At 72.1% G+C, this 23,999-nt stretch carries 18 protein-coding genes; 12 read left to right on the top strand and 6 right to left on the bottom strand.

Annotated features, from left to right (window positions below):
* Positions 1-85 precede the first annotated feature (85 nt).
* Positions 86-1,588, top strand: coding sequence for an IMP dehydrogenase (gene guaB, locus ACAX67_RS12380; protein ID WP_370704150.1), 1,503 nt, complete (start codon positions 86-88; stop codon positions 1,586-1,588).
* A 73-nt stretch (positions 1,589-1,661) separates the two neighbouring features.
* On the opposite strand, the gene ACAX67_RS12375 is transcribed toward guaB, so the two are convergent.
* From ACAX67_RS12375 to ACAX67_RS12365, 3 genes are all read right to left on the bottom strand, one after another.
* Positions 1,662-2,120, bottom strand: coding sequence for a hypothetical protein (locus ACAX67_RS12375; protein WP_370704149.1), 459 nt, complete (start codon positions 2,118-2,120; stop codon positions 1,662-1,664).
* Between the two features lie 162 nt (positions 2,121-2,282).
* Complete coding sequence (locus ACAX67_RS12370; protein WP_370704148.1) at positions 2,283-4,307, bottom strand: AAA family ATPase; 2,025 nt, start codon at positions 4,305-4,307, stop codon at positions 2,283-2,285.
* 9 nt (positions 4,308-4,316) lie between these two features.
* Positions 4,317-4,955 carry a TetR/AcrR family transcriptional regulator gene (locus ACAX67_RS12365; RefSeq protein WP_370704147.1) on the bottom strand — a complete coding sequence of 213 codons (639 nt, stop codon included), beginning with the start codon at positions 4,953-4,955 and terminating at the stop codon, positions 4,317-4,319.
* 100 nt (positions 4,956-5,055) lie between these two features.
* On the opposite strand from ACAX67_RS12365, the gene ACAX67_RS12360 reads away from it, so the two are divergent.
* A complete protein-coding gene (locus ACAX67_RS12360; protein WP_370704146.1) occupies positions 5,056-6,810 on the top strand; it encodes a hydroxysqualene dehydroxylase in 1,755 nt (584 codons plus the stop codon).
* Between the two features lie 9 nt (positions 6,811-6,819).
* Here ACAX67_RS12360 and ACAX67_RS12355 read toward each other — a convergent pair whose 3' ends face one another.
* Positions 6,820-9,183, bottom strand: coding sequence for a CocE/NonD family hydrolase (locus ACAX67_RS12355; RefSeq protein ID WP_370704145.1), 2,364 nt, complete (start codon positions 9,181-9,183; stop codon positions 6,820-6,822).
* A gap of 131 nt (positions 9,184-9,314) precedes the next feature.
* Between ACAX67_RS12355 and ACAX67_RS12350 the strand changes: the two genes are divergently transcribed.
* The 5 genes from ACAX67_RS12350 to ACAX67_RS12330 all read left to right on the top strand — a co-directional run bounded on the left by ACAX67_RS12350 (position 9,315) and on the right by ACAX67_RS12330 (position 15,907).
* Positions 9,315-10,421 carry a GuaB3 family IMP dehydrogenase-related protein gene (locus ACAX67_RS12350; RefSeq protein ID WP_370704144.1) on the top strand — a complete coding sequence of 369 codons (1,107 nt, stop codon included), beginning with the start codon at positions 9,315-9,317 and terminating at the stop codon, positions 10,419-10,421.
* A complete protein-coding gene (locus tag ACAX67_RS12345; protein WP_370704143.1) occupies positions 10,418-11,926 on the top strand; it encodes an MFS transporter in 1,509 nt (502 codons plus the stop codon). The genes ACAX67_RS12350 and ACAX67_RS12345 overlap by 4 nt, the downstream gene beginning before the upstream one ends.
* A 141-nt stretch (positions 11,927-12,067) precedes the next feature.
* Positions 12,068-13,222: a phosphotransferase family protein gene (locus ACAX67_RS12340; RefSeq protein WP_370704142.1), complete on the top strand. Its 1,155-nt coding sequence runs from the start codon at positions 12,068-12,070 to the stop codon at positions 13,220-13,222.
* Between the two features lie 61 nt (positions 13,223-13,283).
* Complete coding sequence (locus ACAX67_RS12335; RefSeq protein ID WP_370704141.1) at positions 13,284-14,432, top strand: Rv3169 family protein; 1,149 nt, start codon at positions 13,284-13,286, stop codon at positions 14,430-14,432.
* A gap of 14 nt (positions 14,433-14,446) precedes the next feature.
* The gene (locus ACAX67_RS12330; RefSeq protein ID WP_370704140.1) at positions 14,447-15,907 is read left to right on the top strand and encodes an aldehyde dehydrogenase; all 1,461 of its coding nucleotides are present in this window, start codon (positions 14,447-14,449) and stop codon (positions 15,905-15,907) included.
* 7 nt (positions 15,908-15,914) lie between these two features.
* On the opposite strand, the gene ACAX67_RS12325 is transcribed toward ACAX67_RS12330, so the two are convergent.
* Entirely contained in the window at positions 15,915-17,102 is a 1,188-nt protein-coding gene (locus ACAX67_RS12325) for a zinc-dependent alcohol dehydrogenase (protein WP_370704139.1), read from the bottom strand.
* A gap of 67 nt (positions 17,103-17,169) precedes the next feature.
* On the bottom strand, positions 17,170-18,132 hold the full coding sequence (locus ACAX67_RS12320; RefSeq protein WP_370704138.1) for an NAD(P)H-dependent flavin oxidoreductase: 963 nt from the start codon (positions 18,130-18,132) through the stop codon (positions 17,170-17,172).
* A 77-nt stretch (positions 18,133-18,209) separates the two neighbouring features.
* Here ACAX67_RS12320 and ACAX67_RS12315 point away from each other — a divergent pair, with 77 nt between their 5' ends.
* From ACAX67_RS12315 to ACAX67_RS12295, 5 genes are all read left to right on the top strand, one after another.
* Positions 18,210-18,551, top strand: coding sequence for a metallopeptidase family protein (locus ACAX67_RS12315; protein ID WP_370704137.1), 342 nt, complete (start codon positions 18,210-18,212; stop codon positions 18,549-18,551).
* Positions 18,552-18,636: 85 nt separating this feature from the next.
* On the top strand, positions 18,637-19,623 hold the full coding sequence (locus ACAX67_RS12310; RefSeq protein ID WP_370704136.1) for a phosphotransferase family protein: 987 nt from the start codon (positions 18,637-18,639) through the stop codon (positions 19,621-19,623).
* On the top strand, positions 19,620-20,381 hold the full coding sequence (locus ACAX67_RS12305) for a class I SAM-dependent methyltransferase (RefSeq protein ID WP_370704135.1): 762 nt from the start codon (positions 19,620-19,622) through the stop codon (positions 20,379-20,381). The genes ACAX67_RS12310 and ACAX67_RS12305 overlap by 4 nt, the downstream gene beginning before the upstream one ends.
* Before the next feature lie 125 nt (positions 20,382-20,506).
* A complete protein-coding gene (locus ACAX67_RS12300) occupies positions 20,507-22,150 on the top strand; it encodes a succinic semialdehyde dehydrogenase (RefSeq protein WP_370704134.1) in 1,644 nt (547 codons plus the stop codon).
* A 1-nt stretch (position 22,151) separates the two neighbouring features.
* Positions 22,152-23,873 carry a GMC oxidoreductase gene (locus ACAX67_RS12295; protein WP_370704133.1) on the top strand — a complete coding sequence of 574 codons (1,722 nt, stop codon included), beginning with the start codon at positions 22,152-22,154 and terminating at the stop codon, positions 23,871-23,873.
* The last annotated feature ends 126 nt before the right edge of the window (positions 23,874-23,999 follow it).

Below are 23,999 nucleotides of genomic sequence, written 5' to 3'. Positions count from 1 at the left end.
GCGGGCGCCAGATCGGCCCGCGGACCGGCCGCGAGCGGCGCTCCCCGGTTCGTGGGGAGGCTCAGGCGCCGCGTAGGATTCCGTCATGGAGGTCCCTGACAAGTTCGCGTCCCTGGGTCTGACGTACGACGACGTGCTGCTGCTGCCGGGTCATTCCGACCTGGCGCCCGACCAGATCGACCTCACCACGCGCCTCACGCGGGAGATCAGCATCAAGGCGCCGCTGGTCAGCGCGGCGATGGACACCGTCACCGAGTCGCGGATGGCGATCGCGATGGCACGCCAGGGCGGCATCGGGATCCTCCACCGCAACCTGTCGGCCGAGGAGCAGGCCTACCAGGTCGACCTGGTCAAGCGCACGCAGACCGGCATCATCTCCAACCCCGTGACGATCGGTCCCGACGCGACGCTGGAGGAGCTCGACCGGATCTGCGGCGAGTACCGGGTCTCCGGCCTCCCCGTCGTCGACGCCGACAACCGGCTCCTCGGCATCTGCACCAACCGCGACCTGCGGTTCACGCCCGTCGCCGAGTGGGCGACCACGAAGGTCGACGAGGTGATGACCCCGATGCCGCTGGTCACCGGCGACGTCGGCATCAGCCGCGAGGAGGCCACCACGCTGCTGCGCAAGCACAAGCGTGAGCGGTTGCCGCTGATCGACGCGCAGGGCCGCCTCGGCGGGCTCATCACCGTGAAGGACTTCGTGAAGTCCGAGCAGTTCCCCGACGCTTCGAAGGACGGCCAGGGGCGCCTGATGGTCGGCGCCGCGATCGGCTACTTCGGCGACGCGTGGGAGCGGGCGACCAGCCTCGTCGAGGCCGGCGTCGACGTGCTGGTCGCCGACACCGCGCACGGCCACGTCACCCTGCTGCTCGACATGGTCCGCCGCCTCAAGACCGACCCGGCCACCCGGCACGTGCAGGTGATCGGCGGCAACGTCGCGACCCGGGAGGGCGCTCAGGCGTTCGTCGACGCGGGGGCCGACGCGGTCAAGGTCGGCTTCGGCCCGGGCTCGATCTGCACCACCCGCGTCGTCACCGGCTGCGGCGTCCCGCAGGTGACCGCGGTCTACGAGGCCTCGCTCGCGGCCAAGCCGGCCGGCGTACCCGTCATCGCGGACGGCGGCCTGCAGCAGTCCGGCGACATCGCGAAGGCCATCGTCGCGGGCGCCGAGTCCGTGATGATCGGCTCCATGCTCGCGGGCTGCGAGGAGTCGCCGGGCGAGGTGATCTTCGTGCAGGGCAAGCAGTTCAAGGCCTACCGCGGCATGGGCTCACTGGGCGCGATGTCGTCGCGCGGCAAGAAGTCCTACTCCAAGGACCGCTACTTCCAGGCCGAGGTCACCAGCGACGACAAGATCGTGCCCGAGGGCGTGGAGGGACAGGTCGCCTACCGAGGCCCGTTGTCCGCGGTCGCCCACCAGCTGCTCGGCGGTCTCAACCAGTCGATGTTCTACGTCGGGGCGCAGACGATCCCCGAGCTGCAGGAGAAGGGCCGGTTCATCCGGATCACCTCCGCGTCGCTCAAGGAGAGCCACCCCCATGACGTGCAGATGACCGTCGAGGCGCCCAACTACCACCAGGGCTGACCGCGCGCCCCGCGCTGCTGCCGTCCGACCCCGCGACCGTCGAAGGCCGCGGGGCCGGACGTCGAACAGCGGTCTACTGGCAGACGTATGGCGTGAAGGACGAGTCGCCGTTCTTGAGCTTGACCATGCCCTGGCCGCACAGCGTGTACGAATCGGCGTACCCGACCGCGCCGCTGGAGCTCTGCGGCGCCAGGGTCGCGCCGCTGACGGACGGGTTGACCCAGAAGTAGGCGTCGTGCGGGTCGGTGTCCCTGGCGGGCAGCAGGTAGCAGCTGACCTGGGTGTAGGCGTTCGCGCGGTAGCCGTCGAGGTCGGCCGGGCGGGCGTTCGCGGTCAAGGTGAAGTACACGCTGCCCTGCGCGACCCGGTTGACCTGGAACTTGCAGGAGGCGATCACGTCGGCGTTGCGCGGGGTGACGATACGCCCCTTGGGCTTGGCGGTGAACGCGGCGTCGGCCGGCGCGAGGTCGACGACGGTGGGAGCTGCCATGGTCCCCATGACCATGACGGCAGCGAGGATCTGCTTCTTCATCGTGGATGTTCCTTCTCGGGAGGGAGCGAGGTGATCCGTCGCCAACGCCGCCCGAGATCCGACTCGACGAGTGGACCGACCCCGCAATACCCAGCGCCCCGCATCGCACGCGGAAATGCTCCGAAAGTCCCGTCTCACAGCACTGACCAGGCAGATCGCGCGTCAGAGGTAGACGCCCGTCCCGGTCGTCGGGGCCGACGGGGGAGCAGGCGGGAGGTCCGCGACGAGCAGCGTGCGTACGTCGTCCGCTGATGGTGTCGCGCCGACGGCCGTGATCCGCAGGGCCTGCCGGGTCGCCGCGTCCTCGAACACGTTGCGCGCCCACCGGCCGTTGCCGAAGCCGACCGGCCGCGGCGAGGGCACGAGCGCGCCGAAGGCGTCGTACAGGCCGGGGCCCGGTGTGAACCCGGCGGTGTCCACCAGCAGTGCGAAGATCCGCACCAGCTCGGCGGTGTCGTAGTCGGGGAACGAGATCGTCGTGGGGAAGCGCGAGCGCAGACCGGGGTTGGAGTCGAGGAAGGCCGCCATCTCCGCGGGGTACCCGGCCGCCACGACGACGAGGTCGTCGCGGCGGTCCTCCATCAGCTTCAGCAGCGTGGCGATCGCCTCGTGCCCGAAGTCGCGGCCGCTGTCGCGCGGCACGAGCGAGTAGGCCTCGTCGACGAACAGCACGCCGCCGGTCGCCCGGTCGACGACCTCGGTGACCTTGGGCGCCGTCTGGCCGATGTACTCCGCGATCAGGTCGGCGCGCCCGACCTCCACGAGGTGGCCCTCGCTCAGCACCCTGAGGTCGTGGTAGATCCGCGCGATGATCCGCGCCACCGTCGTCTTCGCGGTGCCGGGGTTGCCGACGAAGACCAGGTGGTGCGACCGCTCCGCGGCCGGCATCCCGGCCTCCCGGCGCAGTGCCTCCGCCTTGCGCTCGGCGACCAGCCCGCGCACCTGCTGCTTCGCGGCGGTCAGCCCGATAAGGCGGTCGAGGTCGGCCATGGGGTCGCCCCCGCCCGGCGGTACGACGACGCCCCCGCCGACCGCGCTCCCGGTCGCGCCGCCGCCCGATGGGGCGGCGGCGACGTCGGCGACCGGTGGCAGGGAGGCGAGGCGCTCGCCCTGGGTGTTGCGGATCCGGTCCATCGGGTCGAAGAGCTCCTCGACGTCGGTGACGAAGCCGAGCAGGTCGGGGCACCCGGAGCCCTTGCTCGCGTCCGAGAGCCACGCGCAGAGGTAGGAGACCTGGTAGCCCGTGGCCACCCAGAGCCGGGTCGCGTCGGGCTCGCCGGCGCGCAGCCCGCGTCGCAGCCAGGCCCGGTTGCGGCGCTGCCAGGTCGGCGCGTCGAAGTGGTCCCTCGTCAGCTCGTCGAGCCGGGCGGCCACGGCACCCGCACGCTCCTCGCCGGCTGCGACGACGAAGGCCTCGGGGAGGGTGACGCCGTTGCAGGCCGCCATCGCGGCGATCGCGTCGTCGGCCGTGCCGAGGTCCGCGCCGAGCGCCGCGCAGAGCCGGGTGTGCGCGGCGTCGTACCCGTCGAGCGCCCAGGACAGCTGTCCGCGCCAGCCCTCCGCCTCGGGCCACTGGGCGAGGTCCTCGGCGTCGAGGAGCCCGCGCCAGGCGGCGACGGCGGTCGGGTAGCGCAGGTGGGCCTCGAGGAGCGCCGGGTCGGCGAGGATGCGGTCGATCACCGCGGCCAGTGTGACCGGGCGCTGTCCGAAGACCGGCACGTCGGCGAGGAGCAGGGCCACGTCGCGGGTGAAGGCGAGCGCCTCCCCGACGGCCGCGGTGTCCTGGGTGGCCATCGAGCGCTTGACCACGTTGAGGAACCACAGGTCGGTGCCGTTGGTGAACGCGCTGAACCTTCCGGTCGGGGTGGCGTAGTCGTCGGGCAGCCAGGGCTTGAGGAGCGTGTCGCCGAGGAACGGGTAGCTGCCGGCCCAGACCGGCAGCGCGCTCGGGAGGTAGCTCAGCATCGCCCAGGTCAAGAAGATGCCGGTCGGTGCGTCGGGGTGCCAGTCGGAGCCCTGGCCGCCGGTGTCCCAGGCGGGGCGGTAGCCCTCGACGAGCGTGCGGACCTGCTGCTGGGTCTGCTCGAGCCAGCCGTCGGGGACGATCCACGGATCGGCGATGCCGACGATGTCGAGGTGGGGCTTGCCGGAGACGAGCGGCGCCAGGTGGTCAGGCAGGTGCGCCATGGAGCGAGCCTAGGGCTCGCCGGCGCGGGGAAGGCCGTTCCAGAGCAATCGGGTCGCGGCATCGGCCACGGCAGCCAGGGGAGTGCGGGGGTGCAGTGCCCACCACTGCGCCAGGCCGTCCGCGGCGCCGCTGACGGCGGCCACCATCACCGGCAGGCTGACCGAGCCGAGGTCGACGCCGGCGCGAGCGAGGTCGGCCGAGATCAGGGCGCCGATCGCGTCGGCCCGGGCCTGCAGGTAGGTGTGCACCACCTCGTCGAGCTCGCTGTCTCCCGACGGGATCGGGTCGAGGAGCAGTCGCCGCGTGGCCGGGTGGTCGCGGGTGAACCGCAGGTAGGCCGCGAAGGTGGCGCGCACCCGGTCGCGCGGCTCGCCCTCGCTGGTGATGCCGCCGGCGATCTCGTCGAGCATCAGCTCCTGCTGGCTGGCGAGGACGTGCAGGTAGAGCGCGCGCTTGTCGGGGAAGTGGTCGTACATCACCGTGCGGGTCACCCCGGCGGCGGTCGCGATCTCGCCGAGCGAGGTGGCGTCGTACCCCCGGAGCGCGAAGGCCGTCACGGCCGCCGCCTCGATCCGGGTGCGTCGCTCGGGACCGCGCAGTCGGCGGCGCGGCGCGCGCTCGGCAGTATCGGTGGGCTCGGCAGGCACCGGCCTACCGAACCCACCGGCGGGGGTCTTGTCAACCGCGTGACCTTTGCGCCAGACTCCTCGTTAACCGACACAGGTGTCGGTTAAGAGAGGTGGAGACATGGGGTCCCTGTCACGACGGACGGTGCTGCAGGGCACCGGCATGGCCGCGGCGGCCGCGCTCGCCACCGGTCCGCTCTCGCCGGCGCTGGCCGTCACCCGCAAGCGGGTCGCGGTGCTCGGCGGTGGCATGGCGGGGCTCGCCGCCGCCCACGAGCTCGTCGACCGCGGCTTCCAGGTGACGGTCTACGAGCGCAAGTCGCTCGGCGGCAAGGCCCGCAGCATCCCCGTGGCCGGCACCGCGACCGGTGGCCGCCGCGACCTGCCGGGCGAGCACGGGTTCCGGTTCTTCCCGGGCTTCTACAGCCACATCCCCGACACGATGGCCCGGATCCCGTTCGGCACCAACGCCAACGGCGTCTTCGACAACCTCGTCGGTGCCGGCATGCCGCTCTTCCCCCGTTCGGGCGGCCGCGACGACCAGAACCTCTTCGGGCTCATCCCCGACCCGCGCCAGCTCGGCACGCCCGACGCCCTGCGCCGCCTCATCGTCGACGAGCTCGTCGGCGGGTCCATGATCAAGCCGACCGACGCCGCCTACTTCGCGACCCGGCTCATCGTCTTCCTCTCCAGTTGCGACGAGCGCCGGTTCGGGCAGTGGGAGAACACGTCCTGGTGGGACTTCGTCCGGGCCGCCAAGCGCGACGCGGAGTACCAGACCGTCGCCGCCCGAGGCCTCACCCGTGCCCTGGTGGCGGCCAAGGAGGAGATCGCCAGCACCCGCACGATCGGCAACATGGCGGAGGCGTTCCTCTACTCCTTCGCCGGCCTCGGCACCAACGGCCGGCCCGCCGACCAGGTGCTGAACGGCCCCACCAACGAGGTCTGGATCGACCCGTGGGTCGACCTGCTGCGCAGCAAGGGCGTGCGCTTCGTGACCGGCAGCCTGATCACGGGGCTGACGATGTCGGGCGGTCGCGTGGTGAGCGCCCGTGCGAGCACGCCGGCCGGCCCGACCACGATCGATGCCGACTGGTTCGTCTCCGCCATGCCCGTGGAGCGGTTCACGAAGTTCCTGACGCCGGCCGTCCTGCGTGCCGACGGCAGCCTCGAGGGCCTGCGCAACCTGGTCACCGACTGGATGAACGGCATCCAGTTCTACCTGCGGCGCCCGGTCGACATCACGCCCGGCCACATCGCCTTCATGGACTCGCCGTGGTCGCTGACCGGCATCCTCCAGGCGAGCCACTGGACCAACGACTTCGCCCGGACGTACGGCGACGGGTCGGTCGTCGACTGCCTGTCGGTCGACATCTCCGACTGGACCGTGCCCGGCATCCTCTACGGCAAGCCGGCCAACCGGTGCACCCGCGCCGAGGTGGAGGCCGAGGTCTGGGCCCAGATGAAGGCGTCGCTGGAGGACACCGGGAAGTCGGTGCTGCCCGACGACGTGCTCCACTCCTGGCACCTCGACCCGGGCATCAAGTACGACCCGGTCAGCAAGCGCAACTCCAACGACGAGCCCTTGCTGATCAACACCGTGGGCTCCTGGGAGCTGCGGCCGACCGCGCGCACCAAGATCCCCAACCTCTTCATGGCCGGCGACTTCTGCCGCACCCACGTCGACCTCGCGACGATGGAGGGCGCCAACGAGTCGGGCCGCCAGGCGGCCAACGCGATCCTCGAGGAGTCGGGGGTCGGCGGCACGCCGGCGGCGATCTACTCGCTCTACCGCCCCAAGGAGTGGGAGGCGCTCAAGCTGGTCGACAAGCAGCTCTACAAGGCCGGCCAGCGCAACCTGTTCGACATCGGCTGAGGCGACGGCCTACTCGGTCGCCGTCTCGTTGGTGAACGGCACGGCCGGTCGGCAGGGCTCGTTGCGCAGACTCGGGCACGGTGGCTGGCGCGACCCGATGGTCACCCCGGGCACGACCGGGAGCACCAAGCGCGAGCGCATCTGCCGCGACGAGGTGACGTGCACGTCGGCCGTGGTGCCGGCGGGCTCCGTCTCGTCGAACGACCAGATGGGCTGAGTGCCGTTGGGCGCGGAGATCGTGATCCTGATCTGCGTGCCCTTCCGGTAGGCGTGGCCCTGGAAGTAGAGCGGGATCGTGACGCGGGTGTAGGTGTCCTGCGGCATCGGCTCGACGTCGCTGGCGAGCATCGTCGGGATCGGCTGCAGCAGGGTGCTCGGCTGCTTGAAGATGTTGTCCGACGTGGTCGCGAGCTTGCGCTCGCTGGCGCGCAGCCACCCGTTCTGGACGAAGGTCTCGTGGCCGTTGCTGACCTCGCTGACCGTCGCCTGCAGGTCGACGTCGGGCGTGGACGAGCGCACCCACAGCTGCACAGATCCGGCGCCCACGGTGGTCAGGTCCTGGGTCAGCGGCGCGGACAGGTAGGAGATGGCCGTGCCGGGCGGGTTCTGCTTCCAGTCCCAGCTCCACTGCGAGGCGTTGCCCCACAGGCCGCCGGTGCCGGTGTTGCCCGTGTAGTCGTTCCGCGGCAGGGCGTCGGCGTCGGAGGTGTAGCGCACGAACTGTGGCCTCGCCGGCGGGCTCGAGGCCAGGGCGCCGTTCGCGCCGAGGTACCAGGAGCGCGCCTCGGTGCCGGGCACGGGCAGGGTGGAGAACGACCGCTCGTACGCCGGGTAGGGGTCACCGGCGGAGTGGATGCCGATCGGGGAGGGGCCCGCGCCGTTGTCGAAGAGCACGCGCACCGCCGGCAGCTTCTCGAAGGCCGCCAGGGCGCCCGCGTAGGTCAGCCGCGCCTGGATGGGGTCGAGCGGCAGGGTGACCAGGTCGGTCAGTGGGACGCCCATCGCCTCCTGGTAGATCAGCGGCGCGGCGGCCCGGATCACCGCCTGGTTGAGGGCGGGCGGCTGGTGGGCGACGTAGAGCTCGAGGAAGTCGTACCAGCGATTGAGTGTCGTCGGGTCGAGAGAGTCGATGTGCGCTCCGTTGGTGAAGGTGAACCACTTCTTCGACGTGCCCGTGAAGTGGCGCACCAGGGCCGGGCAGTGGCCGCCGGTCTGCTCGTCCTCCCACTGGCAGGCCATGAACGTCGGCACGTTGATCTTGTGCACGAACGTGATCGGGTCGAGCGGGTCGGCCACCTCGGGCACGTAGTGCGCGTTCTGCTGGATCTTCGTCATCAGGTCGGCCGCCTCGCCGTGCAGCGCCTGGTTCGCGATGCAGGTGGCGTCGCCCTCGGCGACCCGCTGCTCGGCATAGGGCTGGGTGCCGGTCGCCCCGACGCCGGCGGGCTGGGCCTGCTCCTGACGCTCCTTGGCCCAGGCCACGGCGAAGCCGTCGTTGCGGATGCCGCCGGGGTAGAGGGTGGTCGCGGTCGCGTCGAGCACCGACAGCGGTGAGATCGCCGCGAGGTGCGGCGGGCGGAGCTGGGCGGTGAACAGCTGGCTGATGCCGCCGTACGAGATGCCCATCATGCCGACCTTGCCGCCCTTCACCCACGGCTGGCGGGCGATCGTCTCGATGACGTCGTAGCCGTCGAGGTTCTGCAACGGCTCGAAGAAGTCGAACGCGCCACCGGAGCAGCCGGTGCCGCGCATGCTCACGTCGACGACGGCGAAGCCCATCAGGTTGGCGAGCGCGGCGATGCCGCTGACGGGTGCGTCGGGGGCGGCGTAGCCGTAGCCGGAGTACTCGATCAGGGTCGGGTACGGCGGCAGGTAGTCGGGTCCGTTCGGCACCGGGAAGCCCTCGGGCAGCCCGCCGATGCCGGCCGGGTGGGTCGGCGGGTGCACCGTGAGCGCCAGCTGGGTGCCGTCGCGCGTGGTCAGGTAGGAGTAGCCGTCCTGGGGGATCGACTGGTCGTAGATGCTCGGGTCCCAGGGTGCTGCCGCCTCGGAGTGGACGGTGACCGGCCCGGACGTCGCGCCGGTCGCGTCCTCGCGCACCCGGTAGCCGGCGCCCGGTGCCACCTCCCGGAACAGCAGGCCGCCGAGCGAGTCGGCGTCCTGGGTCGCGACCTCCTGACCGGCGCCGTCGAGCAGCGTGGCGCTCGCGCCGGCGGGCAGCCCGACGGCGTACACCTGCCGGGCGCTGCCGTGCGCCGAGAAGGGGTCGGCGCCCTGCGCGCTCGGCGGGGCCAGTGCGGCGGCGCCGAGGAGCACCAGCGCGATCGCGGTGCCGAGGACCAGGGCCCGGGTGCGGAGGGTGGGTGTGGCCACGGAGGACTCCTCGCTCGCTGGACGCCTCCCCAGGGCGCAGGACCGCGCCGCGTACGAGCGCTCAACGACGGTCCGGCGCCGCGGGTCACGGCGGCGCGGGGTCGGCGCCGCCGACCCCCTAGAATCAGCCGGTGACCGACATCGAGATCGGGCGGGCCAAGCGGGCCCGCCGCGCGTACTCCTTCGACGACATCGCGATCGTGCCCTCCCGGCGCACCCGCGACCCCGAGGAGGTCAGCGTCGACTGGCAGATCGACGCCTATCGCTTCTCGCTGCCGATCCTCGCCGCGCCGATGGACTCCGTGATGTCGCCGGCGACGGCGATCGCCTTCGGTCAGTACGGCGGCCTGGGCGTCCTCAACCTGGAGGGCATCTGGACCCGCTACGCCGACCCGGAGGCGCTGCTGGAGGAGGTCGCCGGCCTGCAGGGCGACGCCGCGACCCGCCGGCTCCAGGAGATCTACACCGAGCCGATCAAGCCCGAGCTCATCACCGAGCGGCTGCGCCAGGTGCGCGAGGCCGGCGTGACCGTCGCGGGCTCGCTCTCGCCCCAGCGCACCAAGGAGTTCGCGAAGGTCGTCACGGACGCCGGCGTCGACCTCTTCGTCATCCGCGGCACGACGGTCTCCGCCGAGCACGTGAGCAGCCAGGCCGAGCCGCTGAACCTCAAGGAGTTCATCTACGAGCTCGACGTGCCTGTCATCGTCGGTGGCTGTGCGACGCACCAGGCCGCGCTGCACCTGATGCGCACCGGCGCCGCCGGCGTGCTCGTGGGCTTCGGCGGGGGAGCGGCGCACACCACGCGCACGGTGCTGGGTGTCGCCGTACCCATGGCGTCCGCGGTCGCCGACGTCGCTGCCGCCCGGCGTGACTACCTCGACGAGTCCGGTGGCCGCTACGTCCACGTCATCGCCGACGGCTCGATCGGCCGTTCGGGCGACCTCGCGAAGGCCATCGCCTGCGGCGCCGACGCCGTCATGGTCGGGTCCCCCTTCGCCCGGGCGACCGACGCTCCGGGCCGCGGGTTCCACTGGGGCGCCGAGGCGCACCACCAGGCCCTGCCCCGGGGCCAGCGGGTGCAGTTCGAGCAGATCGGGACGATCGAGGAGATCCTCTTCGGCCCGAGCGTGGTCGCCGACGGCACCATGAACCTGGTCGGAGCGCTCAAGCGGTCGATGGCCACGACCGGCTACACGGACCTCAAGGAGTTCCAGAGGATCGAGGTCGTCGCCGAATGACGGCCGCGCCTGCCGACGAGGCGCTGCTGCGGATGGGCAGCGCCCGGGGTCGGTGGGTGCTGCTCACGACGGTGCTCGGCTCCGGCCTGGCCATGCTCGACGCGACGGTCGTCAACGTCGCGCTGGGTCGGATCGGCGAGGACCTCGACGCCGGCTTCGCGGGGCTGCAGTGGACGATCAACGCCTACACGCTGACGCTGGCCGCGCTGATCCTGCTGGGCGGCTCGCTCGGTGACCGGTTCGGGCGCAAGCGGGTGTTCCTCATCGGGGTGGTGTGGTTCGCGGTCGCCTCGCTGCTGTGCGGCCTCGCCCCGACGACCGGGCTGCTGATCGCGGCCCGCGGGCTGCAGGGCATCGGCGGGGCGCTGCTGACGCCGGGGAGCCTGGCGATCATCGCTGCGTCGTTCCACCCCGACGACCGGGGCGCAGCCGTCGGTGCGTGGTCGGGGCTCGGCGGCATCGCCGCAGCGGTCGGGCCCCTGGTCGGCGGCTGGCTCGTCGAGTGGAACTGGCGCCTGGTCTTCCTCGTCAACGTGCCGGTGGCGGTCGCGATCCTGCTCGTCGCCGCGAAGCACGTCCCCGAGAGCCGGGACCCCACGGCGCTGCCGCGGGTCGACGTCGCCGGCACCGTGCTCGCGGCCGCCGGGCTCGGCGCCCTCACCTTCGCGCTCACGCGTGCGGGCGACGTGGGGTTCAGCGGCACGGTGCCGTGGGCCGGCGCGCTCGGGATCGCCTGCCTCGTCGGCTTCCTGGTGGTCGAGAGGCGCTCGTCCCACCCGCTCGTGCCGCTCGGGCTCTTCCGCAGCACCCAGTTCAGCGCGGCGAACGCGGTGACCTTCCTCGTCTACGCCGCGCTCGGCGTCATCTTCGTGCTGCTGGTGCTGCAGCTCCAGGTGGTCGCCGGCTGGTCGCCGTTGGTCGCCGGCTCGGCGATGCTGCCCGTCACGGTGCTGATGCTGCTCTTCTCCTCCCGCGCCGGGGCGCTGGCGCAGCGGATCGGGCCCCGTCTGCCGATGACGCTCGGCCCGCTGCTGTCCGCCGGCGGAGTGATCTGGATGGGGCGCGTGGGTGCCGGGGCGTCGTACGCCGTCGACGTGCTCCCGCCCGTCGTGCTCTTCGGCGCCGGCCTGTCGCTGATGGTCGCGCCGCTGACGGCGACCGTGCTCGACGCCGCCGACGACCGCCACGCCGGCATCGCCTCGGGCGTCAACAACGCGGTCGCCCGCACGGCCGGCCTGATCGCGGTGGCCACCATCCCCGTGGCCGCCGGCATCGCCGGCGACGACTACACCCAACCGGCCGCGTTCGACGCCGGCTACGGCACCGCGATGACCATCACCGCGGCGCTCCTGGTGGCGGGCGCCGCCCTCGCCTTCGCGTTCGTACGGCGCCCCGCCCGCGTCGAGCCCATCGGCACCGTCGACGGCGCCCGTCTCCACGTCGAGGAGTGCCGCCACTGCGGCGTCTCCGGCCCGCCGCTGCATCCCGCCGACCACGCTCACTAGCTCGGCATCCCGGAAGCGGAGTCGTGCGGGAGCCGCTGCGTCCGCCACGACCGGGCCACGTTGCCTCTTGAAGTGCGCTAGAACGTGTTCTAGTTTGGGTCAGCGCGGCTGCGGTCGCGCCTGAGACCGGAGGGAAGACCGATGACGCAGGCAACGCCGCCCGCCGACATGACCCTGCAGCGCTCGAGCCGCGACCCGGCCACCGTGCGCGCGCGGCTCGAGGAGTGGCTGGCGAGCGTGCTGCCGCCCGGCGCCGAGCCGGAGGTCACGCTGCACGAGGGCATCCAGACCAACGGCATGTCGAGCGAGACCGTGCTGCTCGCGATCACCGCGACCGACAGCGAGGGGGACGGCACCCGCACGACCAAGGAGTACGTCGCCCGGGTCGCCCCCGCGCCCGAGGACCTCCCGGTCTTCGCCTCCTACCGGCTCCAGGACCAGTACGACGCCATGCGGCTCGCCGGCGAGCTGGCAGGCATCCCGGTCCCGGCGGTCGGCCTCAACGAGCCGACGGGGGAGGTGCTGGGGACGCCGTTCTTCCTGATGGACCGGCTCGAGGGCGCCGTGCCTCCCGACGTGCTGCCCTACACCTTCGGCGACAACTGGCTCTTCGACGCCGCCCCCGAGGAGCAGGCGGCCCTGCAGCGCAACACCGTCGCCGTGCTGGCGAGGCTGCACGGCATCGACGGTGCCGCCGAGCGGTTCGGCTTCCTCGACCCCGCGGTCACCGGCCACGAGGGCCCCACCCCGCTCGCCCGCAACGTCGCGAAGATCCGGGCCTGGTACGACTACGCGACCTCCACGACCGAGGCCAGCCCGCCCTCGCCGCTCATCGAGCGCGGCCTCGCCTGGCTCGAGGCCAACCTGCCGGTCGAGGGTCCGCCGGTGCTGGTCTGGGGCGACTCGCGGATCGGCAACGTGATGTACCGCGACTTCGCGCCCGTCGCCGTCCTCGACTGGGAGATGGCCACGCTCGGGCCGCGCGAGATGGACCTCGCCTGGATGGTCTTCGCCCATGCGGTCTTCCAGGAGATCGCGACCATGCTGGGGCTGCCCGGCATGCCCGACTTCATGACGGCCGACGACGTCGTGGCGACCTACCAGGAGCTGTCCGGCGTCGAGGTCGGCGACCTCACCTGGCACCAGCTCCTCGCGGCGGTCATCTGGGGCATCGTCTTCCTGCGCACCAGCTCGCGCCAGGTCCACTTCGGCGAGATCGAGCGGCCGGAGGACCCGGAGTCCGTGATGCACCACCGGCCTCTCTTCGAGAGGCTCCTCGACGAGGTCGGGGCATGAACCGCCCCACTCGAGCCTGCACCACCGCGTCGCTCCACCGCACGACCGATCGGGGACCCCGATGAGCAACCTCCACGGCGAGTACGTCGGCCTCGGCCCCCTCGACGAGTACCCCATCCACCAGCTGCCGCGCCCGGTGGCGTGGGCGGGCAGCAGCGACCGCAACTTCTACGACCGCTGCTACCTCAACGCCCACGACCGCACCGGGGACCTCTTCCTCATCACCGGGCTCGGCTTCTACCCCAACCTCGGCACCAAGGACGCGTTCGTGCTGCTGCGCCGCGGCGACGAGCAGACCGCCGTACACCTCAGCGACGCCGCCGACCCCCGCGGCGGCGACCGGATGGAGCAGCAGGTGGGCGGCTACCGCGTGGAGATCCTCGAGCCCCTGCGCAGGCTGCGCGTGGTGATGGAGGAGACCGAGGGCATCGCGCTCGACCTCACCTGGGAGGGCTCCTTCGACGTGGTCCAGGAGCTGCCGCACGTGATGCGCCAGGGGTCGGGGACGGTCCTCGACGCGCAGCGGTTCGCCCAGGTCGGCACGTGGGAGGGGCTCATCTCGGTCGACGGCACAGACATCCCGGTGACCCCCGACCGGTGGGTCGGCTCCCGCGACCGGTCGTGGGGGATCCGCCCCGTCGGCGAGGCAGCGCCCGCGGGCAAGCCGGCCGACCCGGCCTTCGAGGGCATGTGGTGGCTCTACGTGCCGATGCGCTTCGACGACTTCTGCGTCGTGATCATCATCCAGGAGACGCCGGACGGCTTCCGCGTGCTCAACGACTGCACCCGGGTCTTCAAGGACGGCCGGGTCGAGCAGCTCGGCTGGCCGCGCGTCGAGGTCCGCTACACCCCCGGCACCCGGGTGCCGACCGGCGCGACGATCCACTGCACGACGCCGGACGGCAAGGACCTCGTGCTCGAGGTGACCTCCAAGCTGCCGGTGCCGATCCACGTCGGAGGCGGCTACGGCGGCGACTCCGACTGGACCCACGGGGTCTGGAAGGGCGCCGGCTTCACCGAGCGGCTCACCTACGACATGAACGATCCCGCCGTCGCCGGGAGGGTGATGTTCGGCGTGATCGACCACGTCGGTCACGCCGTCGCCCACGGCCCGGGGGCCGACGGCGTCGAGGGATGGGGCCTGTTCGAGCACGGCGCCCTCGGACGGCACGACCCCAGCGGCTTCGCCGACTGGTTCGACCTGGCCTGACGGAAAGGAACCCCATGACCAACCTCGATCGTGACGCCCTCTACATCGGTGGCGCCTGGACCAAGCCCGCGACGGACTCCGTGCTCGAGGTGGTCTCGCCGCACTCGGAGGAGGTCGTCGCGCGCGTGCCCGAGGGCAGCGTGGCCGACATCGACGCGGCGGTCGCCGCAGCGCGGAAGGCGTTCGATGAGGGGCCGTGGCCGCGGATGTCTCCGGCCGAGCGGATCGACGTGGTCGCGGCGCTCTCCGGCGCCTACGCCGCGCGGCTCGGCGAGATGGCGGAGGTGATCACGACCGAGATGGGCTCGCCGATCGCGTTCAGCAACCTCGCGCAGGCACCGGCGGCGTGGATGCAGATCGAGGCGTTCCTCGCGATCGCCCGGGAGTTCCCGTGGGAGGCCACGCGTCCCGGCGCGCTGGGCTCCGACGTACTCGTGCGGCACGAGCCCCTCGGTGTGGTCGCGGCGATCCCGCCGTGGAACGTGCCGCAGTTCACCGTGCTCTCCAAGCTGGTGCCGGCGCTGCTCGCCGGCTGCACGGTCGTCGTCAAGCCGGCGCCCGAGAGCCCGCTCGACTGCTACCTGCTCGCGGAGGCGCTGACCGAGGCGGGCGTGCCCGAGGGGGTCGTCAGCATCGTGGCGGCCGGCCGCGAGGTCGGGGAGCACCTCGTGTCCCACCCCGGCGTCGACAAGGTCGCGTTCACCGGCTCGACCGCGGCAGGGCGGCGGATCGGGGCGATCTGCGGCGAGCAGCTCAAGCGCTGCTCGCTGGAGCTGGGCGGCAAGTCGGCCGCGATCGTGCTCGACGACGCCGACGTGGCGGCGACGATCGAGGGCCTGAAGTTCATCGGCGTGATGAACTCCGGCCAGGCGTGCGTGGCGCAGACCCGCATCCTCGTCAGCCGCGACCTGCACGACTCCTTCGCCGGTCAGCTGGCCGAGGCGGTCGCGGGCATGAAGGTCGGCGACCCGATGGACGAGGCGACCGAGATCGGCCCGATGGTGGCCCGGCGCCAGCAGGAGCGGGTGGAGAAGTACATCGCGCTCGGTCAGGAGGAGGGCGCGTCGCTGCTCACCGGCGGTCTCGGCATGCCGGACGGCCTGTCGTCGGGCTGGTACGTCCGCCCGACCGTGTTCGCCGGCGTCGACAACCGGATGCGGATCGCGCAGGAGGAGATCTTCGGCCCGGTGCTCTCCGTCATCGCGTACGACGACGTGGCCGATGCCGTGCGGATCGCGAACGACTCCGAGTACGGGCTCGCAGGCACGGTGTGGACCGCTGACGCCGAGGCCGGCGCCGACGTCGCCCGGCAGGTGCGGACCGGCACGATCGGGGTGAACACCTACACGATGGACTTCGCGGCGCCGTTCGGCGGCTACAAGGCCTCCGGGATCGGCCGTGAGTTCGGGCCCGAGGGGCTCGCGCAGTACACCGAGCTCAAGTCGGTCTACCTGGCCTCGCCCCCGATGGGGTGACGCGGCCTCAGGGCCGGAAGACCACCTTGACCATCCCCTCCTCCTTCTTCTGGAAGTGCTCGTAGGCGTTCGGCGCCTCGTCCAGGGGGAGGTGGTGGGTGGCGAAGGCGTCGACCCCGAACGGGTCGTCCGCGACGAGCTTGGCGAGGAGCTCGTCGGTCCACCTGCGGACGTTGGCCTGGCCCATCCGGAGCTGGATCTGCTTGTCGAAGAGCTGCATCATCGGCATCGGGTCGGCCGCGCCGCCGTACACGCCGGAGATGGAGACCGTGCCACCGCGACGGACGGCGTCGATGGCCGTGTAGAGGGCCGCGAGCCGGTCGATGCCGGCGTTCTTCATCAACGGCTCGGCGACGACGTCGGGCAGCAGACCGGCGAACTTCTGCACCATCGCCGCGGCGGGCGAGCCGTGCGCCTCCATGCCGACCGCGTCGACGACGGAGTCGGGGCCGCGCCCGCCCGTCGACTCGCGGACGATCTCCGCGATGGTGCCGACCTTCTCGGCCTCGTCGAGGTCGAGGGGCTCCGCCCCGAACGCCTCGACCCTGGCCAGCCGCTCGGGGACGCGGTCGACCGAGATCACGCGGTAGCCCTCCTTGATGGCCATCCGGGCGGTCATGTCGCCGATCGGGCCGGCGCCGAGCACGAGGAGTGTGCCGCCGTCGGGGACGTCGGCGTACTGCAGTGCCTGCCAGGCGGTCGGCAGGACGTCGGAGAGGAAGAGGAACCGGTCGTCGGAGTGCTCGTGGGGCACCTTCACCGGTGAGAAGTTGGCGAAGGGCACCCGGAGGTACTCCGCCTGACCGCCGGGCACCTGGCCGTAGAGCTTGCTGTAGCCGAAGAAGCTCGCGCCGGTGCCGTGCTCGTGGTTCTGCGTGGTCTCGCACTGGCTGTAGAGGTGCCGGTCGCACATCCAGCACGAGCCGCAGGAGACGTTGAACGGCACCACGACGCGGTCGCCCACCTGGAGGTTGGTGACCTCCGCGCCGACCTCCTCGACGATGCCCATCGGCTCGTGACCGACGACGTCACCGGCCTCCATGAACGGCGCGAGCGTCTCGTAGAGGTGGAGGTCGGAGCCGCAGAGGCCGGTGGAGGTGACCTTGATGATCGCGTCCGTCGGCTCTTCGATGCGCGGGTCCGGGACGTCGATGACCCGCATGTCGTGGGTGCCTTGCCAGGTGACTGCCTTCATGGTGCGCCGGTACCCAGGCCCACCGGCAGCATCCAGGGAGTGGTCGACGGAGACGGCCGGCCACTGCTCATCGACGGGAGAGGGACCGGACGGCCTCTCCCGCTGGGAGCACGGTGTCGATGCGGGCGACCGTCTCCCCGGCATAGAGCGGGCCGCCCTCCACGAGTCGGGCGGTGAGGTCGTCGGTCGGCGCCTGCGGGGTGAGCAGGCGACTGCTCGGGCGCTGGCGCCGGACGAGGCGCGCCTCGATCTCCGCGGGGAGGTAGCGGGCGCCGAGGCCACTGCCCGCGTTGAGCAGGCGGAGCGGTGCGGGTACGGCTCCCGACCGCGCGAGCCACCGGTCGGTGGCCTCGTTGGGCGCGACGCGGTGGGCGGCGGCCGGCCAGCCGAGGCCGAAGAGGGTCGTCAGGATCGTCCGGTCGGCGGCGAGCAGCCGCTCCTTGTAGAGCGGATGGGCGCGGCTCTCCTCGGTGAGCAGGAAGCGGGTGCCGGCGACCGCGGCCTCGGCGCCGGCGTCCAGGGCGCGGCTCACGTCCTGCGCGGTCGCGACCCCTCCGGCGAGCCAGGCGGGCAGCGCAGGAATCGCGGACCGGACCTGGGCGAGCAGGTCGAGCGCGGGGGTGGTCCCACGGACGTGCCCACCCGCCTCGACGCCCTGGACGATCACACCGTCGGCACCGGCCTCGTGGGCGGCGCGCGCCTCGGCGAGCGACCCCACCTGGTGCAGCCAGACACCCGGCGTGTGCCGGCGTGGTCGGCCCCAGAACGTGACCACCGCGTCGGCCCGTGCCGCCTCCTCGAACCAGCTCCTCCGGGCGAAGGGCAGGAGCAGGTTGACCGCGACCGGCCGGTCGGTGAGCGATCGCGCGGCGGCCAGCTCCGCCCGGATCGCAGCGGCGCCCTGGACGGCGATCGTGCCGAGGCCGCCGGCCTCCGACACCGCGGCGGCGAGCCGGTGCCGGCTGACACCGCCACCCATGCCGGCCTGGACCACCGGCTGCTCGACGCCGAGCCGCTCGATGATCGTCATGCCGCGATCATCCTCCGTGCGGCGACCGCCCGGCAGCGACCACCGGACGGCAACCACGGGCGGCGCACACTTTCGGAGTGATCGAGGTGGAGCCGGAGCGCTTCGAGGAGATGGTGGCCGAGGCGCTCGACGGGCTGCCGGAGGAGCTGGGCCGGCTGATGAGCAACGTCGCGGTCCTCGTCGAGCACGACCGCGGACCGCGCGGGCTCCTCGGGCTCTACCAGGGCATCCCGCTGTCGCGCCGGACGTCGTCCTACGCCGGCGTCCTGCCCGACCGGATCACCATCTACCGGCAGGCGATCTGCCGGATCTGCGCCTCGGAGGAGGACGTGGTCGAGCAGGTCCGCAAGACGGTGGTCCACGAGATCGGGCACCACTTCGGCCTCGGCGACCCCCGGTTGCGCGAGCTCGGCTACTGACCGTCCGGGACCACTGGCCCGGGCGGGACGTCTCTGCGAGGCTGGCCTCCACGCTCGGGGACCACCGATGCCAGGGAGGCGCCGCATGCAGGTCGCCGGCTCGATCGACGAGCTCCTCGCCGACGCCACCGACCGTCGCCCGCTCGACGGCCCCGGCAAGTCCGGTGCCCGGTTGGAGAGGGTGACGATCGGCGGGACGCCGTACGTCGTCAAGCACCTCGACCACGACGCCGACTGGACCCTCCGGGTGGCCGACATCCCGGGCAGCGCGACCGTCGAGCTGTGGCGGCGCGGCATCCTCGCCCGCCTGCCCGCCTGCTTCAACCAGCCGATCGTCGCGGTCGCCCACGACGAGGAGCGGCCCACCCTGGCGGCGTTGCTGATGCACGACGTCGGCGAGTGGCTGGTGCCCGCGACCGACGAGCCGATCGGCCTCGAGCAGCACGAGCGGTTCCTCCGCCACATGGCGACGCTGCACACGACGTTCTGGGAGACCGAGATCGACGTGGTGTCCCCGTCGACGCGCTACCTCGAGCTGTCCCCGCGGATGGCGGCCGCGGAGGCGGCGCTGGGGTCCGACCACCTCGTGCCTCGTCTGGTGGCGCAGGGATGGCCGCTGCTCGAGGACGTCGCGCCCGAGCTGGCGGCGGTCGTCGTACCCCTGGTGCACGAGCCGGGGCCGCTCGTCGACGCGCTGGCCACCACGCCGCAGACCTTCGTGCACGGCAACTGGAAGCTCGACAACCTCGGCACCGACCAGTGGGGCCGCACCGTGCTGCTGGACTGGGAGCTGCCGGGTGTGGGTGCGGGGCTCAGTGACCTGGCGTGGTACCTCGCGATCAACTGCCGGCGTCTGCCCACCTCCAAGGAGGACGCCGTCGCGACCTACCGCGGCGAGCTGGAGCGGCAAGGGGTCGACACGGGCGGCTGGTGGGACCGCCAGCTCGGGCTCTGCCTGATCGGCGCGATGGTGCAGTTCGGCTGGGAGAAGGCGCTCGGTGGGCGCGACGACGAGCTGGCGTGGTGGGAGGAGCGCGTGCTCGGCGCGGCCCCTCTGCTGGAGAACGGATGACGGCGATGGACGGGGTGGGCGAGGCCTACGACGCCGCGGCCGAGGGCTGGCGCGCGGGGCCGGCGCGGATGTACGCACGGATGGCGGGCGTCATGGCCGAGCACGCGCCGGTGGACCTGGCGGGCGCCGTGGTGCTCGACGCGGGCGCGGGGACCGGCGTCGCCGGCGACGCGCTGCTCCGGCGCGGTGCCGGCACCGTGGTGTCGGTGGACCTCGCGGCCGGGATGCTCCCGCGACCGCCCGCGCACTCGGTCGTCGGCGACCTCGGGCGGCTGCCCTTCGCCGACGCCACCTTCAACCTGGCCGCGGCGGCGTTCTCGCTCAACCACTTCACCGACCCGGTGCCGGCCATGGGCGAGCTGCGCCGGGTCGCCGGCGCTCTCCTCGCCACGGCCTACGCCCCGGAGTGGGGCCACCCGGCCAAGGAGGCGGTCGAGGAGGTGCTCGCCACGCACGGCTTCCGGCCACCAGAGTGGTACGCCGTCGTGCGGGCCGACGCCAACCCGGACACCGCGGAGCTGGAGGCGTGCGCGCGGCGCGCGGGCCACGCCACGGCCCGGGCCGTGCGGGTGGACGTCGCCACCGGGATGGACACCGCGGCCGACCTCGTCGACTGGCGTCTCGGGATGGCCCACACGGCACCGTGGGTCGCCGCCCTGGACGTCGAGGAGCGGGCCGGGCTGCGAGCCGCGGCGGAGGCCGCGGTCGCCGGGATGCCGCCGCTCGTCGTCGCGATGATCGTGCTCACGGCGCGCTGATCGCGCCCCGTCCCGTCGGTGCGGAGCCCCGAGGACGGCCCTTTACAGCAAATATTGATGTGTAAAGCAGCACATCGGCTACTGATCGGTAGCCGGGAGTGACCGCCCTCACCTACGCTCGTCGTATGAGCGCTTCGAATCCCGGTCATCCCGAGGGTCTCCCGGAGGGTGCGGGCGGTCCGCTGGTGGACGGTCCCCACGACCCCGAGCACGACCCGCGGGCGTCGTACGTCCTCGAGCCGGAGTACGTCGCCACGCTGACCGACCGCGTCACCGCGACCAGCGGCAGGAGCGTCACCCTCACCTCGCCGCTCGACGGGGCGCCGCTGGCGAACATCCCGCAGTCGAGCACCGACGACGTCGCCGAGGCCTACCGCCGCGCGCGGGTCGCGCAGGCGGCCTGGGCGCGCACGACGATGGAGCAGCGCTCGGCGGTGATGCTGCGCCTCCACGACCTACTGCTCGACCGGATGCCCGAGCTGCTCGACATCATCTCCCTCGAGAACGGCAAGGCCCGCAAGCACGCCTACGACGAGGTGGTGCACACCGCGCTCACCGCCCGCTACTACGCGCGGACGTCGGCCAAGCACATGGCGAGCGAGCGGCGCGGCGGGGTGATCCCCGTGCTCACGCGGATCGACATCAACCACGTGCCCAAGGGCGTCGTCGGCATCATCTCGCCCTGGAACTACCCGCTGACCATGGCGCTCTCCGACGGCCTGCCCGCGCTGATGGCCGGCAACGCGGTCGTCGCCAAGCCCGACGCCCAGACCATGCTGACCGCGCTCATGGGCGTGAAGCTGGTGGACGAGGCGGGCTTCCCGAAGGACCTCTGGCAGGTCGTCGCGGGGCCCGGTCGCGAGCTCGGCACGCCGATGATCGACCGCTCCGACTACATCTGCTTCACCGGCTCGACCGCCACGGGCAAGCTCATCGCGAAGCAGTGCGCCGAGCGGCTGATCGGCGCCTCCCTCGAGCTCGGCGGCAAGAACCCGCTGCTCGTGCTGCGCGACGCCGATGTCGAGAAGGCCGCCGAGGGCGCGGTCCGCGCGAGCTTCTCCAACGCGGGGCAGCTCTGCGTCTCCGCGGAGCGGATCTTCGTCGCCGACCAGGTCTACGACCGGTTCGTCGAGCGGTTCGTCGCGCGCACGCAGGCGATGACGCTGGGCGCCACGCTCGACTGGGAGGTCGACATGGGGCCGCTCATCTCCGCCGACCAGCTCGACACGGTCAACGCCCACGTCGACGACGCGGTCGCGAAGGGTGCCCGCGTGCTCACCGGTGGACGCGCGCGACCCGACCTGGCGCCGTACTACTACGAGCCGACGATCCTCGAGGGCGTCAGCCCCGACATGACCTGCTTCGGGCACGAGACGTTCGGCCCGGTCGTGTCGATCTACCGGTTCCACGACGAGTCCGACGCCATCGCCCGGGCCAACGACGGGGAGTACGGCCTCAACGCCGCGATCTTCAGCCAGGACGGCGCCCGGGCCCGGGCGATCGCCCGCCAGGTCAAGTGCGGCACGGTCAACATCAACGAGGCGTTCGGTGCCACGTTCGGCAGCGTCGCCGCTCCGATGGGCGGCATGCGCGAGTCCGGCATGGGCCGGCGCCAGGGCGCCGAGGGCATCCACCGCTACACCGAGACCCAGTCCGTCGGCACCCAGCGGCTGCTCAGGCTCGCCCCGCAGTTCGGGCTCAGCTCCGAGCGCTACGCCAAGGTGCAGACCGCGGCCCTGCGGGTGATGAACAAGCTCGGGCGGGCCTGACATGGCCGAGGGGGAGCTCCACTACGACGTCGTCGTCATCGGCTCGGGGTTCGGGGGCTCGGTCTCCGCGCTGCGGCTGACCGAGAAGGGCTACAAGGTGGCGGTCCTGGAGGCCGGCGCCCGGTTCGACGACGGCGACTTCGCCGACAGCTCGTGGGACCTGAAGCGCTACCTCTTCCAGCCCGAGATCGGCTGCTACGGCATCCAGCGGATCGACGCCGTGCGCGACTGCCTGATCCTCGCGGGCGCCGGGGTCGGCGGTGGCTCGCTGGTCTACGCCAACACGCTCTACGAGCCGCTCGACCCGTTCTACCGCGACCCGTCCTGGTCGCACATCACCGACTGGAAGGCCGAGCTGGCGCCCTACTACGACCAGGCGAAGCGGATGCTCGGCGTCGTGGAGTACGCCGACGTCACTCCCTCCGACGAGGTCATGCAGGCCGTGGCCGAGGAGATGGGCGTCGCCGACACGTTCCACCCGACGCCCGTCGGCGTGTTCTTCGGCGGCCCGGACCAGGCTGCGGGGGAGTCGGTCGGTGATCCCTACTTCGGCGGCGCCGGCCCCACCCGCAACACCTGCCTCAATTGCGGCGAGTGCATGACGGGATGCCGGCACAACGCCAAGAACACCCTGGTGAAGAACTACCTCTACCTCGCCGAGCAGAACGGCGCCGAGGTCCACCCGCTCACCACCGTCACCCGGGTGCGCCCCCTCGACGGCGGCGGCTACCGGGTCGACGCGCGCTGGACGAAGGCGAAGCTGAGCCGTCGTACGGCCGTCAAGACGTTCACCGCCGACCACGTCGTCTTCGCGGCCGCCGCGCTCGGCACGCAGAAGCTGCTCCACCAGCTGAAGACCACCGGCGACCTGCCGGCGATCTCCGACCGGCTGGGTGTCCTCACGCGCACCAACTCCGAGTCGTTGCTCGGTGCGATCGCGCCGAAGGGAGCAGCCACCGACTTCACCCGCGGCGTGGCCATCACCTCCTCCTGGCACCCCGACGAGGTCACCCACATCGAGCCGGTGCGCTACGGCAAGCGCTCCAACGCGATGTCGCTGATGCAGACGGTGCTCACCGACGGTGGCGGCTCCGAGCCGCGGTGGAAGACGTGGCTGAAGGAGCTGTGGAAGGAGAAGGCCAACGTCCTCGACCTCTACGACGTCAAGCACTGGTCGGAGCGTGTCGTCATCGCGCTGGTGATGCAGACGGTCGACAACTCGATCACCACCAAGCCCAGGAGGATCCCCGGCCTCGGCTGGCGGCTGACCTCCCAGCAGGGGCACGGCGAGCCCAACCCGACCTGGATCCCGGTCGCCAACGAGGCGGTCCGGAAGATGGCCGAGCACATGGGAGGCAAGGCCGGCGGGACCATCGGCGAGCCGTTCAACATGCCGCTGACCGCGCACTTCATCGGCGGTTGCACCATCGGCGACAGCGCCGAGACCGGCGTGGTCGACCCCTTCCACCGGGTCCACGGCTACGAGGGCCTCCACATCGCCGACGGCTCGACGATCTCGGCCAACCTCGGGGTGAACCCCTCGCTCACGATCACCGCCCAGGCCGAGCGGGCCATGGCGTTCTGGCCCAACAAGGGCGAGAACGACACGCGACCGGCCAGCGGGGCGCCGTACCAGCGGATCCAGCCGGTCGCCCCGAAGCAGCCCGTGGTGCCCGACAGCGCGCCCGGCGCGCTCCGCCTGCCCATCGTCGGCGTCTCCTGAGCCTCGCCCGTCACGAAAGTCCGTTCGAAAATTCCTCCAGATGGGCTGCGGCTGGGCGTAACCCGCCCTCCGTGGCATCGTTGAGGAGACGAGCCCGGAGATTCACGCTCCCTCCCGAAGCCCGGG

It is taken from the genome of Nocardioides candidus (genome assembly GCF_041321175.1).
GTDB lineage: Bacteria > Actinomycetota > Actinomycetes > Propionibacteriales > Nocardioidaceae > Nocardioides.
The sequence above is the reverse complement of the archived record's forward strand: the minus strand, read 5'-3'. Positions and strand labels throughout refer to the sequence as shown.